This window comes from Mesorhizobium sp. WSM3879, assembly GCF_002294915.1.
Lineage (GTDB): Bacteria > Pseudomonadota > Alphaproteobacteria > Rhizobiales > Rhizobiaceae > Mesorhizobium.
Genome location: NZ_NSFZ01000008.1, coordinates 101,774 through 117,127 on the forward strand (window position 1 = coordinate 101,774; position 15,354 = coordinate 117,127).

A 15,354-nucleotide genomic window follows, 5' to 3' on the forward strand; every position below is an offset into this window, starting at 1 on the left:
GTCCGGAGTGTAGCGCAGCCCGGTAGCGCACTTGACTGGGGGTCAAGGGGTCGTCGGTTCGAATCCGGCCACTCCGACCATTTTTCAAGCCTGAGACTTGCCCCCCAGAAGTCCCCTCCAATCTCCTACTGGCACACGTCGACCCATTTGGCGTCTACAAGTTCGGCCATCCGCTGCGGCGCAATCCGCACGGCGGCATTCGTCGCGCCGGCGGCGGGGACGACCTCGTCGAAGGCTTTGAGCGTCACATCGCAAAAGACCGGCAGCGGCGCCGGCAGACCGAAGGGACAGACGCCGCCCGGCGGGTGGCTGGTCGCGGCAAGCACCTGTTCGCCGTCGAGCATGCGCGGCTTGCCGCCGAGCGTGTCCTTGCATTTGCGGTTGTCGAGCCTGGCAGTGCCGCTGGTCACGACCAGCATGGTCTCGTCGCCGACGCGCAGGCAGATGGTCTTGGCGATCTGCGCCGGCAGCACGCCATGGGCGTCGGCCGCCAGTGCCACGGTCGCCGAGCTCGCTTCGGTGACCAGCACCTCGATGTCGGGTGCATGTTCGGCAAAGAAGGCGCGGACCGATTCCAAGCTCATGAGCGAAACCTCAATCAGGCATGTTGGCCAGTCGATGCCGCCGAATCGTGGCAGCGGCCGGGATTGCCGCATGGCGCGCCGGCAGTTGGCAAGGGCCAGGGGATCATCTGTGGAAGACGCAAAAAAGCCCGCCAGGGCGGGCCATGGCGGGCTTTTTTCGCGGACGCTTCAGCGTCTCTATTGCTGTGTGGGCCGATTCTCTTCGGTCGGCATCATGATCAATTCCTCTTCCGGCACCTGCAGCGCGGAAGCGATACGCCTGAGCTTGGCGGGGTCGGCGTCTTTGCCGTCCTCGATGTCGACGATCTCGCCCACGGCCAGGCCGCAGGTCAAGGAAAGCTCCTCAATCGTATATCCCCTCGTTTCGCGGACGGCTTTCAGCGGATTGAGGCCGGACGCGGCAATAATGTTGTTGGAAACAGCGTTTCTTGCGGTGTTGGGCATGGCAACTCCTTGGGATGAAACAACACAGATGAAATGTGGCGTTGCCTGAGACGGGCGGGAGAATGGCCGTTAACGGATGATTTGCCAAGAGGCCGTTTTGGCCGTCACGCCATCGTGACCGTGCTTCATCGGCTGGGAGCCGAGGCCGCAGGCCACCGACATGTAAGGTGGCGCGAGGCCCAATCAAGATCTTTTGAAGCGCCGAAGGCCGCACCCGCCGGCATTTTGCCCACTCCGATTCGTTAGCTCTCCGTCGCTTGCCGGAAGGCGGGCGACGCCAGCCCCTTTGAAGAGGATCGGATTCCATGAAACTGAAGCTATTCGCTATCGTACTCGGCATGATTTCAGGCTTTGCGGGCGCCGCTCAGGCGGACACCGTGCGCTTGCGCGGCACGGTGGTCGACCTCGCCGGTACGACGCTGACGGTGAAAGCCCGCGACGGCAAGACCGAAACGATCACCCTTTCCCCCGACTGGATGATCTCCGGTGTCGCCAAGGCGTCGGCCGCCGATATCAAACAGGGCGATTTCCTCGGCATCGCATCGGTGTCCAAGGCCGACGGCGGCAGCGGCGCGCTGGAAGTAGTGATCTTCCCGGCGGCGTTAAAGGGAACCGGAGAAGGCGACCGCGATTGGGATTTGCAGCCCAACAGCCGAATGACCAACGGCACTGTCGCCGACGTGACCGAGGTCAACGGCAGGACCGTGACGCTGACCTACAGCAATGGCCAGAAGAAAGAGATCGCCATCCCGCAATCGACGCCGATCGTGAAATTCGCGCCCGCTGCGCCTGCGGATCTCAAGCCAGGCATGACCGTGTTCGTCAGCGCCGAGCGCGGCAGCGGCGGCAAGCTCGTTTCGCGCCGGGTGGTGGTCGGCAATCATGGCGTGGCTCCGCCGATGTGAGGCGCGCAGCTGACGCATCAGGCTCGAAAAGCATGATGTCGAGCCGTCCATGCGCGCCCGCAAGAGCGCGCGGCGCGATCGTGGTTCGCCAGAAACAATCCAGAAACAAAAATCTACAGTCCGGAAAAAGTGTCGAAAAAATCCAGGAGGATAGTGCCGATCGCGGGGCTTGGGTCACCGATTTGGTCCGGTGAACTCCGGAACGCCCGCGTAAAAGGAAACGAAATCATGAAGAAGTCCCTCCTCTCCGCGCTCGGGCTGGCTCTGGCCCTGGCATTCACCATGCCGATCCTCGGCACGACCAGCGCCGATGCGGCCCCGGTGGTAAAGCACCACCATCACAAGCATCATCGCCGGCACCATCATCATCATCATCACCACCACCATCACCACCATAAGAAGGTGGTTGAGAAGAAGGCCTGATCCTTCCCACCTGCCGATGGGAAGACAGGCCTTCATTGTATTGGTCGCGCAAGTCTTCCCATCGGAATTTTTCGCTTCGTGGGACAAGCCTCTCCTTTGAGCACCCGCTGTCTCCTGATGAGCGCGCAGCCGGGTTCGATCGCTTTTCAAGCGGTCCCGACCTCTTGCCGCATCAAGTCGCCACTGCCCAACGAGCGCTTAGCGCTGCTGGCAGATCCGGCAACTACGGTAATCCCTGAACCCTGACACCTTCACAGCAATGCTCGCCAGGCGACAAAAATCGCGCGGGCCATGAACCTTTCCATTGGAGGCCGCACCAAGCGGTCATGGACGCCACGAAGGCGTTCCTCAACCCGACCGGGACGCCAGAAAGCGCTCCCAGCAACCAATGGAAGGAAATGCTCAAATGAACAACTTCAAGCGTATCTCGCTCGCCGCCGCCTTCGTCGTCTCGGCTTTCGGCTCGGTTTCCGCGCCGGCCTTTGCCGGCACGCATCCGACCGGCGACGGCGGCGCGGTCTGCAAAGGCTCCGGCTCCTGTCTGGTGCTGCAGCTCGACTGTAAGGGCACCTACACCGACGCCACCGATAAGAACGGCACCGTCTACGGCAAGTGCAGCCAAGTCATGAAGGTCGATCCCAAGAGCCGGATCAAGCTCGCGAACTGATCGAAGCCGGAGCCCACTCCATCCCGATTTCATTCGGTTGGGCTCTCGTGCTGACGGAAGGCGGCCGGCACGAACGGTCGCCATTTCTGTTTCGCAGCCCGGAGTCAGCGCCGGCTGATCAGAAGGCCGGCAAGCAGGCCGACCACGACCAGTCCGACGGCGGCCACGGTAGCGGGATGCTCGCGCGCGGTGTGCTCGAGCGCCCTGCTCCGGCGCCTGATTGCCGGCAGCGCCTCGTGAAAGCGGTCGGCGAGCTGCGAATAATAAACGGACGCCGCCTCGCGGCCGTCCTCGTAATAGGTGTCGCCGCGTTTTGCCAAGGCTTTCCTGACATCGTCAAGTTGACGCGAGAGCGCCGCGACCTGCCTGTCCAGATCGAGATCGGAAAGGGTCGAAAACCACGCCATGCCTGATGTCCTTCTCTTGCAGAGAAGGGCTAACGCATGGATGCGACAGCAGTTCCGGCTGTCAGGGACGCCGGCCGTCCAAGCCGCGGGAGCGGCAACCGAAGCTCAACGCACCTGGTCGAGCAGGCGCTTGCACTCCAGAAGGTCGAAGAGCGCCTCCTGCAGCAAGGCCCGGTTGTCGCGCGACAATTTCGAGGAGTCCGGCTGCACGGGACCTTCGTCGTCTCCCTTGCCAAGGCCGAAGAAACGGCGGCTGGGCTTCACCTTGGGCTGACCGACCAGCGCATCCTCGTCGCCGCGCGGCTGGGCAGCCGCGGTCAGCGGCACCTGCTCGGCCTGGCGGCGCTGCGCGATCGCCTCGACGGCTGCCATGTCGCCATTGCCGATCGCGACCAGGAAATGGTTGCCGTTCTCGCGCAACAGCTTCTGCACGCCTTTGATCGTATAGCCCTGATCATAAAGCATGTGCCGGATGCCCTTGATCAGTTCGACATCCTGCGGCCGGTAGTAACGGCGGCCGCCACCACGCTTCATCGGCTTGATCTGGTTGAAACGGGTTTCCCAGAAACGCAGCACGTGCTGCGGCAGGTCGAGATCATCCGCAACCTCGCTGATGGTACGGAAAGCATCGGGGCTCTTGTCCATGGGCGAATCCTCACGCTGGACCGCAATCCGGAGTTGATCCGAATCGCACCTTATTTCAGCGGTTTATGAAGCGATATTCAAGCCCGGCGTCAAAGGGGCCGCGGTTTTCAACCGGCATTCGAGGGTTACTTGACGCCCTTGGCCTTGCTGTTCTGGTGCGAACGCAAGATGCGGTTCTTCAGCACGTTCGAGGATTTGAAGGTCATCACGCGGCGCGGCAGGATCGGCACTTCTTCGCCGGTTTTGGGATTGCGGCCGATGCGCTCATTCTTGGAGCGGACATGGAAAGTCGCGAAGGAAGACAGCTTCACCGTCTCGCCGCGAACGATGGCTTCGCAAATCTCATCCAGGACGGCCTCGACCAGCTCGGCCGATTCAGTTCGCGACAAACCAACCTTGCGGTAAACGGCTTCGGCTAGGTCGGCACGCGTCAGTGTCTTTCCCCCCATGCGACCGTCCCATCAGCTCAAAAACATAAATCGATACAGGCAGCGGCAGAGCGTAAGTAATTGATCCGGCAAGGTCAAGGACCGAACCCCCGCGTTCGGCACTTACCAGCGCAGCAACACCGCGCCCCAGGTAAAACCCCCGCCCATCGCCTCGAGCAGAACAAGGTCGCCCTTCTTGATGCGGCCGTCGGCGACGGCCACCGACAAGGCGAGCGGCACGGAGGCAGCCGAGGTATTGCCGTGCAAATCGACGGTGACCACGACTTTCTCTTCGGCTATCCCGAGCTTCTTGGCGGAAGCGTCAATGATCCGTTTATTGGCCTGATGCGGCACGAACCAGTCGAGGTCTTCCGCCGTGATGCCGGCCTCGGCGAAAGTGGCCTCGATCACGTCGGTGATCATGCCGACCGCGTGCTTGAACACCTCGCGGCCTTCCATCCTGAGATGGCCGACCGTTCCCGTGGTGGACGGGCCGCCGTCGACGAAGAGTTTTTCCTTGTGGACGCCATCCGAGCGCAGGCTGGCGGCCAGCACGCCGCGATCGGCGATGTTGCCAGCCCCTGTCGCCGCTTCGAGCATCACGGCGCCGGCGCCATCGCCAAACAGCACGCAGGTCGAGCGGTCGCTCCAGTCTAGGATGCGCGAGAAGGTTTCGGAGCCGATCACCAGAACGCGTTTTGCCAGCCCGCCGCGGATATAGAGATCGGCGGTGGCGACCGCATAGACGAAGCCGGAACACACGGCCTGCATGTCGAAGGCAAAGCCGTGATGCATGCCGAGGCGGTTCTGGATTTCGACAGCCGTCGCCGGGAACGTGTTATTAGGCGTCGAGGTCGCCAGCACGATCAGGTCGATATCGGCTGGCGTCAGGCCGGCGCTGTCGAGCGCGGCGCGCGCCGCCGCCTCGCCCAGCGAGGCCGTCGTCTCGTCATCGGCCGCGACGTGGCGCTGGCGAATGCCGGTGCGCTGGACGATCCACTCGTCGGAGGTCTCGACCATGCCTTCGAAATCGGCATTCTTCATGATGCGGCGGGGCAGCGCGGCACCGTTGCCGCGCACAACTGATCTGATCAAGGTTCGTTCCTATTCCTCGGCCTCGACGGCGACGCCGGATTTCCTGTTTGCCTGGGCAGTCGGATTGCGCGCATGGAACAGATCGAGATCGGCCTCGATCCGGTCAAGCAGATTGTTGCGCACCATGTCGTAGCCGAGCTCGATCGCCGCGGCAAAGCCATCCGAATCGGCACCGCCATGGCTCTTCACCACAATGCCGTTCAGGCCCAGAAAGACGCCGCCATTGGAGCGGCCGACATCCATCTTTTCGCGCAGCCGGTCGAAGGCACCTTTGGCAAAGACGTAGCCGATCCTGGCCATCAGCGTGCGGCTCATGGCGGCCCGCAAATAGCCCGCGATCTGCCTTGCGGTGCCCTCGGCGGTCTTGAGCGCGATGTTGCCGGCAAAGCCCTCGGTGACGACCACGTCGACCGTGCCCTTGCCGATGTCGTCGCCCTCGACGAAGCCGCGATAGTTCATCGAGGCCATGTTGGCCTCGCGCAGCATGCGCCCGGCCTCCTTGACCTCCTCCTGGCCCTTGATCTCCTCGACGCCGACATTGAGCAGGCCGACGCTCGGCCGCTCGATACCGAACACCGAGCGCGCCATTCCGGTGCCCAAGATGGCGAAATCGACGAGCTGATGCGCATCCGCACCGATGGTGGCGCCGACATCGAGCACCACGCTCTCGCCGCGCGTCGTCGGCCAAAGCGCCGCGATCGCCGGGCGGTCGATGGTGGCCATGGTGCGCAGGCAGAATTTCGACATCGCCATCAACGCGCCGGTGTTGCCGGCCGAGATGCAGGCCTGCGCGGCGCCGTTCTTCACCGCCTCGACCGCTTTCCACATCGACGATTTCCAGCGGCCGTGGCGCAGCGCCTGGCTCGGCTTGTCGTCCATCCTGACAGCGATCTCGCAATGGACGAACTCGCTCACCTCGGCGAGCTTGGGAAACTTGGCCAGTTCGGGACGCACAGCGTCCTCGCGGCCATAGATGACGAAACGGATGTCAGGGCGGCGGATGGCGACCGTCATCAGCGCGGGGATGACGACGCCTGGTCCGTGATCCCCGCCCATGGCATCGATGGAAATCCTGATCACGCGGTGTTTTTCTCACGGTTTGCCTGGCTAGCGGCGGGCGCCTGCCGAGGTAAGGGGGCTCGCGAAGGTTCGGCGAAAATAGCGGTTTTGGGCTGCCGCACAACCAACTTTTCCAAAATCCAGGCCGCCTTCAGGATTTTCCGAGCAGCGAACGCAGCTTTTTCTGGAATTCGCTTTCCTCGGGCTGATCATCACCCGCGCCCTCGAGCGAGGCGCCGGGTTTGCGCGGATAAGGGTCGATCGCCAGGCCGAAAAACTGCTCGGCGAGCGCCCCGACATCGATGGTGTCGCCGGAAAAAGTTTCCGGGCTGTCGGGCCCGTCAGCGTCGAGGACGATCTCGCCGCCGCCGTCGAAGCCTTCGCGTCCGAGTTTCGACTGCTCCGGCAAGAACAGCGCCTCGACGGGCTCGTCGATGTGAGCCGCGACCGGATCGAGTGTGACGATGCAGGCCTGGGTGATGTCGGCCTCGATGCGGCCGCTGACCTTGACGCCGTTGCGTTTCCAGGACGCCACCAAGAGCTCGGCGCGATAGCTCTCGACGGAAAGCAGGTCATGTTCGGCGGCAAGCGCAGCGCGCTGCCTTTCGTCGGCCTCGATTGCAACCGGCAAACCCTTTTGCGGCAGGCGGGCGACATTGGCGACAAAGGATACGGGGCTCTGCGGTTCGGCGTGCTTCATTCTCGCCTCCTTCAGGCGGCTCCGGCGGCCGGGAAAGCGACGACGCCGGCCATGATCGATTCGGTCGGCTGAGCGGCAAGCTGCCCGGTCGCCGCGCCAACATAATTCGCCAGCAGCGACGCCTCAGGCCATTCGCCGGCATCGGGCCTGACATTGCGGGCGAGCGCCGCGGCAAGCGCCGCGCCGTCGTCGTCCCGCAAGGCTTCGTCGTAGGCCGCAGTGCGGCCATAGAACATTTTTGCCAGCTTCTTCATGCGCTTCGGCACGCCGACATCGCTGATGCCGAGTTCCCTCAGCGAATGGTCGACATCGAGGAAGAACTCGTCGATCAGCACCTGAGCGATCTCGGCCGCGGCTCCGCCCTCGCCGCGCAGCCGGTGCTGGATTAGGTACATATGGAGTGACAGCATCTCGAAGCGGCCGAGCGGCGTATCCGGCACATTCCAGTCGGAATAAAACACCGTTTGCCGCGCCGCCGCCACGATTTGTGCGTAGAGCGCCTCGGTGATGGCGCGGTTGGCGTGACGTTCGCGACCAAAAAGGCGCTGGAACATTGAGGGTGGTCTCCCGGGGACCTTTTGTTTGATTTGGCCTTGTTGCATCGGCATGCAAGCTGGTTTACCGGTTTTGCGGCCCAGCGCAAGCTGCGGGGATGTGATGGAGAATTGTTGTTGGGTGCGCTGAAATTCAAGTCGTTTTTCATGCCTGTGCGGGCGGGCGTGGCCACTCTGCTGGTGGCGGTATCCGCGCTTTCCGCCTGCAATTCGTCCAAGATGTTCGGTGATCTGCGTCCGAGCGAGACGCTGACGAAAGGCTACGTCATCGACCAGGCGGCGATCGACTCGGTGCCGGTCGGATCGAGTCGCGAGCAGGTTCTTCTTGCGCTGGGCACGCCGTCGACGACGGCGACCTTCGACAACGAGGCGTTCTATTACATCTCGCAGACGCGCAAGCGCTACGTCGCCTTCGACAACCCGCGCATCGTCGACCAGCACGTGCTGGCGGTCTATTTCGGCGCCGACGGCCGCGTCACCCAGATCGCCAATTACGGCCTGAAGGACGGCAAGGTCTTCGACTTCATCTCGAGGACGACGCCGACGGGCGGCAAGGACCAGAACTTCCTCAGCCAGATCATCAACGGCGCCAGCAAGCTGGCGCCCGGCATCCCGGGCGGCGGCACGCCCTGAGTTCGCTGTCAGCGACGTCCACGGACCAAGACCCGCCGAATCCGCTTCGGCGGGTTTTTTGTTTCGCCGAAACGGCTTGGCCGTAAACAAAACCCGCGGGATCGCTCCCGCGGGTCACTTGGTGCAGAAAGAATGTGGCTCAGCCGTGCGCGAGCACGGCCAGGAGCAGCAGCGCCACGATATTGGTGATCTTGATCGCCGGATTGACCGCCGGGCCGGCGGTGTCCTTGTAGGGATCGCCGACGGTATCGCCGGTGACCGAGGCCTTATGCGCCTCGGAGCCCTTCAGGTGCTTGACGCCATTCTTGTCGGTAAAGCCGTCCTCGAACGACTTCTTGGCGTTGTCCCAGGCGCCGCCGCCGGAGGTCATCGAGACGGCGACGAAGAGGCCGTTGACGATGACGCCGAGCAGCGAGGCGCCAAGGGCCGCGAAGGCCGAGGCCTTCGAGCCCGAGATCAGGAGCACGCCGAAATAGACGACGAGCGGCGCCAGCACCGGCAGCAGCGACGGGATGATCATTTCCCGGATCGCTGCCCGGGTCAGCAGGTCGACGGCGCGCGCGTAGTTCGGTTTCGAGGTCCCGGCCATGATGCCCTTGTCCTCGCGGAACTGCTTGCGCACTTCCTCGACGATCGAGCCCGCCGCGCGGCCGACGGCGGTCATGGCGATGCCGCCGAACAGATACGGAATGAGGCCGCCGAAGATCAGGCCGGCAACGACATACGGGTTGGAAAGGTCGAAGGAGATCTCGCCCATGCCCTGGAAGTACGGGTACTTGTCGCCATTGGCGGCAAAGAACCTGAGGTCGTTCGAATAGGCCGCGAACAATACCAGCGCGCCGAGGCCGGCGGAGCCGATGGCATAGCCCTTGGTCACGGCCTTGGTGGTGTTGCCGACCGCGTCGAGCGCGTCGGTGGAGTGGCGCACTTCCTTGGGCAGGCCCGACATTTCGGCGATGCCGCCGGCATTGTCGGTGACCGGGCCGAAGGCGTCGAGCGCCACGATCATGCCGGCGAGCCCGAGCATGGTGGTGACGGCGATTGCCGTTCCGAACAGGCCGCCAAGCTGGTAGGTGGCGATGATGCCGCCGACGATGACGATGGCCGGCAGCGCCGTCGATTCCAACGAGACCGCGAGGCCCTGGATGACGTTGGTGCCGTGGCCGGTCACCGAGGCCTGGGCGATCGAATTCACCGGGCGCTTGTTGGTGCCGGTGTAGTATTCGGTGATCACCACGATGAGGCCGGTCACCAGAAGACCGATCAGGCCGCAGATGAACAGGTTCTTGCCGGTGATGACGATGCCGGCGACGGTGCCGACCTCACCCCAACCGAGCGTCGCCGAAGTGGCGACGGCCAGGCCGACGATCGACAGCAGGCCGGTGACGATCAGGCCCTTGTAGAGGGCGCCCATGATCGAGCCGTTGGAACCTAGCTTGACGAAGAAGGTGCCGACGATCGACGTCAGGATGCAGGCGCCGCAAATGGCGAGCGGATAGAGCATGGCGGCGCCCAGCACTGCCGTGCCGCCGAAGAAGATTGCAGCCAGAACCATGGTGGCGACGACCGTCACCGCATAGGTCTCGAACAGGTCGGCGGCCATGCCGGCGCAGTCGCCGACATTGTCGCCGACATTGTCGGCGATGGTGGCCGGGTTGCGCGGATCGTCTTCCGGAATGCCGGCTTCCACCTTGCCGACGAGGTCGCCGCCGACGTCGGCGCCCTTGGTGAAGATGCCGCCGCCGAGACGGGCGAAGATCGAGATCAGCGAGGCGCCGAAGCCGAGCGAGACCAGCGCGTCGATGACGACGCGGTCGTTTGGCTGCAGGCCCATCGGGCCGGTCAGGATGAGGTAATAGATGGAGACGCCGAGCAGCGCCAGGCCCGCCACCAGCAGGCCGGTAATCGCGCCCGACTTGAAGGCGATGTCGAGGCCGGCGGCGAGGCTGTTGGAAGCAGCCTGCGCGGTGCGGACATTGGCGCGCACCGAGACATGCATGCCGATGAAGCCGGCAGCGCCCGAAAGCACCGCGCCGATCAGGAAGCCGATCGCGGACGTGATGGAGAGCAGCCACCAGGCGAGAAGAAGCACGACGATGCCGACGACGGCGATGGTGGTGTACTGGCGCGCCAGATAGGCTTGAGCACCTTCGCGAATGGCGGCGGAGATTTCCTGCATGCGCTGGTTGCCCTGATCGGACGCCAGGACCGATCGTGTCGCCCAGATGGCGTACAGGACTGACAGCAAGCCGCAGGCGATGACGGCGGTAATGATGGTCATTGCCGAATTTTCCTCGATTGATGGCCCAGAAGAACCCCTCCCTGGGCCGTTGGGACGGAGATGAACGCCGCACGCGGAATCCACCCCTTGGCTAAGGTGTATGCGAAACAGGGCTGGGAACGTCAAGATATTGTTCGGTTTTTGCCCGGCTTTCGCCGGAAAGACGAACGCCGCGACTCACCGGCAGGGGGCCGCCGTGCATTTAGATCGATTGCGCGCCGGCAAACGGCGCAATGTCAGTTGGCGCGGCGCAAGCCCGGCAGCTTCAGGGTGCCGAGCGCCAGGAAGCAGAGCACAACGACCGGGAACACGATCCAGTTCAGCATGGTCCAGCCCCAGGCATTGTAGACCGCACCCGACATCAGCGAGGCGAAGGCGACGGAACCGAACAGGACGAAGTCGTGGAAGCCCTGCACCTTGCCTTTTTCGGATGGATGGTAGCTCGCGGCGACCATGGCGGTCGCGCCGATGAAACCGAAATTCCAGCCGAGGCCGAGCAGGATCAGCGCGGTCCAGAACTGCCATAGCGCAAGGCCTGAGAGCGCCACCACTGCGCAGGCGATGAGCAGCACCAACCCAATAGCGACGATGCGCTCGGCGCCGAAGCGGTGGATCAGCGAACCGGTGAAGAAGCTCGGCCCGAACATCGCCATAACGTGCCAGGAGATGCCAAGCGTGGCATCGTCGGTCGAAAGACCGCAGCCGACCATGGCGAGCGGCGCGCCGGTCATGACGAAGCTCATCAGCGCATAGCTGCCTACGGCACAGAACAGCGCCGCGACGAAACGCGGTTGGGTGGCGATCTCGACCAGCGGACGTGCGTCGCTTGCGGCGGCTTCGGCGGCGCTGCTCGTCCGCCTGGACGTATGCAGGAAGGAAAGGATAATCGCGCCTATGGCGGCCAGCACCAGGATGGAGGCGAAGGATCCGGCAAACATCACCGGCGCCAGAAGGTCGCCGGTGTAGATGACGATCTGAGGCCCGAGGATGGCGGTGACGATGCCGCCAGCCAGCACGAAGGAAATGGCGCGCGCCTTGAATTGCGGCGGCGCGTTGTCGGCGGCGGCGAAGCGGAACTGCTGCACGAAGGCGCCGCCGACACCGATCACGCCCAGGCCAAAGGCGAACAGCCAGAAGCTTGCCTGAAAGAGCGCGAGCGTCGCGATCAGCCCGCCGAGGGCAGTGACGATGGTGCCGGCCATGAAGCCGCCGCGATGGCCGAGCCGGCGGATGATGGCGGCCGCCGGCAGGGCGCCGAGCGCAACGCCGAGGTTGAAGCCGGTAACCGGCGCCGTCGCCAGAGATTTGTCGGGGCCGAGCAGATATTGGCCGGCAAGCGCGCCGATCGAAATGGCGATCGGCGCGGCGGAACCAACGATCGCCTGCGCGGCCGCGAGGAGCACTGCCGTGCGGCGCGCTTCCCTGCCGGCGTCAGCGACGACTGCCGTGGCGGTCACGTTGCGTCCTTGCCGCGACCCTCGCCACGTACCCGGCGCGAGACACGGTCGAGCAGGGCATTGACCAGCTTAGGCTCGTCTTCCTCGTAGAAAGCCTTGGCGATGTCGACATATTCCGACACGATCACGGCCACCGGCACGTCCTCGCGCTTCATCAGCTCATAGACGCCGGCGCGCAGGATGGCGCGCAGCGTCGAGTCCAGCCGCGACAGCGGCCAGTCGTCGGTCAGCGCCTGGCGGATGATCGGATCGATGGTCTTCTGGTTCTCGACGACGCCGGTCAGGATGGCGCGGAACCACTGCGCGTCGGCCTCGCGATAAAGCGCGCCGTCGACTTCCTTGCCGAGGCGGAAGGCCTCGTATTCGGCGGTGATCTCGAAAACACCGCTGCCGGCCACGTCCATCTGGTAGAGCGCCTGGACGGCGGCAAGACGGGCGGCACCGCGCTTGTTGGCGTGGCGCGCCGCACCGGTCTGGGCAGGATCGCTCACGATTGGGCTCCGAATTTCTCTTTGAGCGCGATCATGGTCAGCGCCGCGCGGGCGGCAAAGCCGCCCTTGTCGCCTTCGGTGCGCTTGGCCCGCGTCCAGGCCTGCGCATCGTTTTCGGTGGTCAGGATGCCGTTGCCGATCGCGACCGCTTCCTGCACGGAAAGATCCATCAGCGCACGGCTCGATTCATTGGCGACGATGTCGAAATGATAGGTGTCGCCACGGATGATGGTGCCGAGCGCGACGAAGCCGTCATAGTGTACGCCGCCCTCGCCGGCACCGTCCAGCGCGAAGGTGATGACGGCCGGAATTTCGAGCGAGCCAGGAACAGTCACGACGTCATAAGTGGCGCCGGCCTCGTCCAGCGCGCTGGTCGCGCCTTCGAGCAGCGCGTCGGCGAGGTCGTCGTGGAAACGCGCCTCGACGATAAGCAGATGCGCCTTCGCCTGCGGACGAATGAACGCTTTGCCGTGTTGGGATATGCCTGCCATAAAAGTCTCCGGGGGGTTGCCGGTGACTTAGGCCGAAGCCGGATTGATCGCAAGCACAAGATTGCCGCCCGACACAGGTCCAGCATCTTCCGACAGGTCCGGATCCCAAGCATCGCGATCTTCCGGGCTTTCTTCAGCTAGCAGGCGAAGGCTCGAGGATCGAGATCGATGCTCGAGGGCCCATCACCCGCTCAAGCTTCAGTCCGAGAAGGGAAGCTGAGGCGCCGGCGCGACCTGGCACCTCAGCGATCCGCGCCGCCTCGCCGGAACCCCTCGGCTGCGCTCAAAGCCCCTGTTTCGCCGCCTCGGCGAGGCGCGCGGCATAACGGGCCATGGTATCGATCTCGATGTTGACGCGGTCGCCAGCCTGGCGCTCGCCCCAGGTGGTGACGCTCAGCGAATGCTGGATCAAAAGCACATCGAAGCGCGTAGCTTCGACCTTGTTGACGGTAAGCGAGGTGCCGTCGAGCGCGACGGAGCCTTTCGGCGCGATGAACTTCGCCAGGTGGCGCGGCGCCTCCAGCGTGAAGCGCACGGCATCGCCCTCTTCCTTGCGCTCGACGATTTCCGCCGTGCCGTCGACATGGCCGGAGACGATATGGCCACCGAGCTCGTCGCCGATCTTCAGCGCCCGTTCGAGATTGATCCTGGTGCCCGATTTCCAACCGGATGCAGTGGTCAGCCTGAGCGCCTCTTCCCAGGCTTCGACCTCGAACCAGCGCGCGTTCGAGCCGTTCTCGGGCAGCGCCGTCACAGTCAGGCAGACGCCACCGCAGGAAATCGAAGCACCGATCGCGATCGTTTCCGGGTCATAGGCCGTGTCGATGCGCAGGCCGACGCCTTCGCTGAGCGGCTTCAGCGAAGCGACAGTGCCGACATCCGTAACAATTCCCGTAAACATCAGATCGTGTCTTCCAGTTTGACCATGCTCTTATCCGAAAACCATTTCCGACTTTTTGGGATCATGGTCTTACCCACTCGGCATAGCTGTCCTCGCCGAAGCGCATCTCACGCAATTTGCGGAAACCCGGCGGGATATGCGCAGCGTCGATCGGCGAGGCGATACCATCCTCGCCGATCGCCTCCGGTCCCTGGAACAGGACGATGCGGTCAACGAGGTCTTCCGTCAGGAACGCATTGGCCACCTTGGCGCCGCCTTCGACCAGCACGCTCGCCATGCCGAGCGCTGCAATATCCTCGAGCAGTTCCGGCAGGGCTACTTCGCTCTCGTAGGTTTCGGTGCCGATGAAGTGCACGCCTGCGCGTTCGAGCGCAGCCCGCCGCTGCGGATCGGCCTCGGCGCATGCCGCGACATAGAGCGGCACACGATCCACCCCGGAAACGAGCTTCGACGACTCCGGCAGCCGGATCTGGCGATCGAGGATGATGCGAGCCGGGGAGCGGTTCTCCAACCCCGGCAGGCGCACGGTCAGCGCCGGGTCGTCCTCCAGCGCCGTGCCGATGCCGACCAGGATAGCGTCGGCCTCCGCGCGCATAAGATAGACTTCGCGCCTGGCGATCTCGCCCGTGATGGCGACCTGGCCGGCGCCTTTGCGGCCGATCTTGCCGTCGCTCGAAAGCGCAAGCTTCAGAGTCACTTCGGGACGTTTCTTCAAAGATCGAATCAGATAGCCGGCCATCTGCTCGGCGGCCTCTGTGGCGAGCACCTTCTCCACGACCTCGATGCCGGCGGCGCGCAGCATGGCGTAGCCCTTGCCGGAAACGCGCGGATCGGGATCGTTCGCCGCGCCGACGACGCGCGCAATGCCGGCATTGACCAGCGCGGTGGCGCAAGGCGGCGTGCGGCCGTGATGGGCGCAGGGCTCAAGTGTCACATAGGCGGTGGCGCCGCGGGCCAGTTCGCCGGTCTCGGCCAGCGCCTCGGCCTCGGCGTGCGGGCGGCCGCCGACAGCAGTGACGCCGGTGCCGACGATCATCGGGCCGGCGCCGTCGTCGCGCACGATGATGGTGCCGACGGAAGGGTTGGTCGCGGTGCGGCCGGCATTGCGGCGCGACAGCCTGATGGCCGCCGCCATGAAACGGCGATCAAGGGCTGCTTGCTCGGCCCCGCCCAATTGAGCTTTCGCCAT

At 64.2% G+C, this 15,354-nt stretch carries 19 protein-coding genes and 1 tRNA gene; 5 read left to right on the top strand and 15 right to left on the bottom strand.

All coding sequences use genetic code 11. From position 1 onward, the window contains the following. The first annotated feature begins 3 nt into the window (after positions 1-3). Positions 4-80 (top strand) — tRNA-Pro (locus CK218_RS19090). A 45-nt stretch (positions 81-125) separates the two neighbouring features. Here the strand turns inward: CK218_RS19090 and CK218_RS19095 are convergent. Both CK218_RS19095 and CK218_RS19100 read right to left on the bottom strand, forming a co-directional pair. Further along, a complete protein-coding gene (locus CK218_RS19095) occupies positions 126-584 on the bottom strand; it encodes a YbaK/EbsC family protein (protein WP_067001008.1) in 459 nt (152 codons plus the stop codon). A gap of 177 nt (positions 585-761) precedes the next feature. Continuing rightward, on the bottom strand, positions 762-1,028 hold the full coding sequence (locus CK218_RS19100; RefSeq protein ID WP_067330074.1) for a helix-turn-helix transcriptional regulator: 267 nt from the start codon (positions 1,026-1,028) through the stop codon (positions 762-764). A 305-nt stretch (positions 1,029-1,333) separates the two neighbouring features. Here CK218_RS19100 and CK218_RS19105 point away from each other — a divergent pair, with 305 nt between their 5' ends. The 3 genes from CK218_RS19105 (at position 1,334) to CK218_RS19115 (ending at position 3,023) form a co-directional block, all read left to right on the top strand. Continuing rightward, positions 1,334-1,933, top strand: a complete 600-nt coding sequence (locus tag CK218_RS19105; RefSeq protein WP_067000792.1) for a hypothetical protein — start codon at positions 1,334-1,336, stop codon at positions 1,931-1,933. A 228-nt stretch (positions 1,934-2,161) separates the two neighbouring features. Beyond that, positions 2,162-2,356, top strand: a complete 195-nt coding sequence (locus tag CK218_RS30230; RefSeq protein WP_127246941.1) for a hypothetical protein — start codon at positions 2,162-2,164, stop codon at positions 2,354-2,356. A gap of 406 nt (positions 2,357-2,762) precedes the next feature. Beyond that, entirely contained in the window at positions 2,763-3,023 is a 261-nt protein-coding gene (locus CK218_RS19115; RefSeq protein ID WP_095828541.1) for a hypothetical protein, read from the top strand. Between the two features lie 104 nt (positions 3,024-3,127). Here CK218_RS19115 and CK218_RS19120 read toward each other — a convergent pair whose 3' ends face one another. The 7 genes from CK218_RS19120 to CK218_RS19150 all read right to left on the bottom strand — a co-directional run bounded on the left by CK218_RS19120 (position 3,128) and on the right by CK218_RS19150 (position 7,911). Then, entirely contained in the window at positions 3,128-3,430 is a 303-nt protein-coding gene (locus tag CK218_RS19120) for a DUF883 family protein (RefSeq protein WP_067000784.1), read from the bottom strand. 105 nt (positions 3,431-3,535) lie between these two features. Further along, a complete protein-coding gene (locus CK218_RS19125) occupies positions 3,536-4,075 on the bottom strand; it encodes a MerR family transcriptional regulator (RefSeq protein ID WP_095828542.1) in 540 nt (179 codons plus the stop codon). Positions 4,076-4,200: 125 nt separating this feature from the next. After that, positions 4,201-4,524 (bottom strand): integration host factor subunit alpha, encoded by a 324-nt coding sequence (locus tag CK218_RS19130; RefSeq protein ID WP_067000778.1) that lies wholly within the window; start codon positions 4,522-4,524, stop codon positions 4,201-4,203. Positions 4,525-4,626: 102 nt separating this feature from the next. Beyond that, entirely contained in the window at positions 4,627-5,598 is a 972-nt protein-coding gene (locus tag CK218_RS19135) for a beta-ketoacyl-ACP synthase III (protein WP_095828543.1), read from the bottom strand. A gap of 9 nt (positions 5,599-5,607) precedes the next feature. Continuing rightward, positions 5,608-6,678, bottom strand: a complete 1,071-nt coding sequence (gene plsX, locus CK218_RS19140; protein WP_067000757.1) for a phosphate acyltransferase PlsX — start codon at positions 6,676-6,678, stop codon at positions 5,608-5,610. A gap of 130 nt (positions 6,679-6,808) precedes the next feature. After that, a complete protein-coding gene (locus CK218_RS19145) occupies positions 6,809-7,357 on the bottom strand; it encodes a DUF177 domain-containing protein (RefSeq protein WP_095828544.1) in 549 nt (182 codons plus the stop codon). An 11-nt stretch (positions 7,358-7,368) separates the two neighbouring features. Beyond that, positions 7,369-7,911 (bottom strand): ubiquinol-cytochrome C chaperone family protein, encoded by a 543-nt coding sequence (locus tag CK218_RS19150; RefSeq protein WP_095783255.1) that lies wholly within the window; start codon positions 7,909-7,911, stop codon positions 7,369-7,371. Positions 7,912-8,028: 117 nt separating this feature from the next. Between CK218_RS19150 and CK218_RS19155 the strand changes: the two genes are divergently transcribed. After that, the gene (locus CK218_RS19155) at positions 8,029-8,544 is read left to right on the top strand and encodes an outer membrane protein assembly factor BamE (RefSeq protein ID WP_067000750.1); all 516 of its coding nucleotides are present in this window, start codon (positions 8,029-8,031) and stop codon (positions 8,542-8,544) included. Positions 8,545-8,683: 139 nt separating this feature from the next. Here the strand turns inward: CK218_RS19155 and CK218_RS19160 are convergent, their stop codons facing one another. From CK218_RS19160 to ribD, 6 genes are all read right to left on the bottom strand, one after another. After that, complete coding sequence (locus CK218_RS19160) at positions 8,684-10,825, bottom strand: sodium-translocating pyrophosphatase (protein WP_067000747.1); 2,142 nt, start codon at positions 10,823-10,825, stop codon at positions 8,684-8,686. A gap of 236 nt (positions 10,826-11,061) precedes the next feature. Beyond that, the gene (locus tag CK218_RS19165; protein ID WP_095828545.1) at positions 11,062-12,282 is read right to left on the bottom strand and encodes an MFS transporter; all 1,221 of its coding nucleotides are present in this window, start codon (positions 12,280-12,282) and stop codon (positions 11,062-11,064) included. Beyond that, positions 12,279-12,773: a transcription antitermination factor NusB gene (nusB, locus tag CK218_RS19170; protein ID WP_095783252.1), complete on the bottom strand. Its 495-nt coding sequence runs from the start codon at positions 12,771-12,773 to the stop codon at positions 12,279-12,281. The genes CK218_RS19165 and nusB overlap by 4 nt, the downstream gene beginning before the upstream one ends. After that, positions 12,770-13,264 carry a 6,7-dimethyl-8-ribityllumazine synthase gene (gene ribH, locus CK218_RS19175; protein WP_067000738.1) on the bottom strand — a complete coding sequence of 165 codons (495 nt, stop codon included), beginning with the start codon at positions 13,262-13,264 and terminating at the stop codon, positions 12,770-12,772. The genes nusB and ribH overlap by 4 nt, the downstream gene beginning before the upstream one ends. A 283-nt stretch (positions 13,265-13,547) precedes the next feature. Then, complete coding sequence (locus CK218_RS19180; RefSeq protein WP_095828546.1) at positions 13,548-14,165, bottom strand: riboflavin synthase; 618 nt, start codon at positions 14,163-14,165, stop codon at positions 13,548-13,550. A 61-nt stretch (positions 14,166-14,226) separates the two neighbouring features. Next, the gene (gene ribD / locus CK218_RS19185; RefSeq protein ID WP_179294536.1) at positions 14,227-15,354 is read right to left on the bottom strand and encodes a bifunctional diaminohydroxyphosphoribosylaminopyrimidine deaminase/5-amino-6-(5-phosphoribosylamino)uracil reductase RibD; all 1,128 of its coding nucleotides are present in this window, start codon (positions 15,352-15,354) and stop codon (positions 14,227-14,229) included.